Annotated in this window: 1 protein-coding gene; it reads right to left on the bottom strand. The window is 36.1% G+C overall.

From position 1 onward, the window contains the following. Positions 1-21: 21 nt before the first annotated feature. The gene (locus D0T87_RS23545; RefSeq protein WP_163178596.1) at positions 22-1,185 is read right to left on the bottom strand and encodes an IS4 family transposase; all 1,164 of its coding nucleotides are present in this window, start codon (positions 1,183-1,185) and stop codon (positions 22-24) included. Between the last annotated feature and the right edge of the window lie 133 nt (positions 1,186-1,318).

Below are 1,318 nucleotides of genomic sequence, written 5' to 3'. Positions count from 1 at the left end.
TCAGTAGTGTCCGGAGAAATCTTACCAGATGGTTAGCTGGTTTTCATCCTCCTGATTAATATTTAATTTTTTAATACGCTCAAACAACTTGCTTATAGGTATTTTCTCAAAGAGAACTAATCCTACAGCATTAGAAATAATATAAAGACTTTGTTCCAAATGAAATTTTTTCTTAGCAATAATGAGCAGCAGGTAATCGCAAATAGCAATCCATATTTGTGTATATACTGCATTCTGAGATGTGCCAAAGAATGTTTTGATATGCAAATGCTGCTTTATCCATTTGAAAAACAGTTCTATAGCCCATCTCTGACGATAAAGCTCTGCAATGGTTATAGCTGGAAGCAAGAAATCATTGGAGAGGAATCTATACACAATTCCTTTTCTGAAGTCCTCATAAACAACCATCCTCATCACGTCTGGATAGTATTTAGACGAATAGTACCCAGTAAGCAAAATAGATTGATCGCTAATAAGTCCTGTTTCGGTATCAACTTCTCGTTCTTCTTTGATTTCGTAGACCATATTATCTTTGGCTCTGGTTACAAAGAATGCGTTTTGCTGCTGAAAGAGTTTATACAAACGGTCGAAATCTACATATCCTTTATCCATAAGATAATAGGCACCGGCTTCAACAGGTATATCATCCATAATCTGGGAGTCGTGAACTTTTCCATCGGTAAGGTAAACGAATGTAGGAATAGAACCTCTCAAATCAAGCAAGGTATGCATCTTAAAAGCTCCTTTTTTATGATGAAAGTGAGCCCATGGACAGAGTTGAAGACAAACCTCAATAGTACTGCTGTCAAAAGCATAAACCATATTGTCCAAGTCAAGCCGGAAATAATCTTTGGCATACAATTCTTTGGCTTGACTTATCAAAACCTGTGCAAAATCTTGATAGATCCTCCAGTCTTTCTTTTCATTTATTTCTGCAAGTGTGGACTTTGGCATCAGCTTCAGTCCAGCATGATACAGTTTAGAAGAGAAAGCTGTCAAAGTAGCCTCAATGTCCCTAAGTCCAGAACGGTTCGTAAACTGAGCAAAACTCATAACCATGAACTGATCACGACAAGTGAACTTGATAGAATGAAAATCACCATTGTATCTGTTTATACATTTTTTGAGTTCATGCTCAGGAATGAGAGACATCAATTGAGCAAATACGGTTTTTCCTTGATTCATAGCGAAATATACAGCTTGTACGCTTGTAATGCACAAAACTATAAATTCAAATCGAAAAAAAATAAAACCGCTATAAATCATTGATATTTAAATGTTTAATTAATCGTTTCGGGGATTTCTCCGGACACTACTG

The organism is Bacteroides sp. 51 (assembly GCF_010500965.1).
GTDB lineage: Bacteria > Bacteroidota > Bacteroidia > Bacteroidales > Bacteroidaceae > Bacteroides.
The sequence above is the reverse complement of the archived record's forward strand: the minus strand, read 5'-3'. Positions and strand labels throughout refer to the sequence as shown.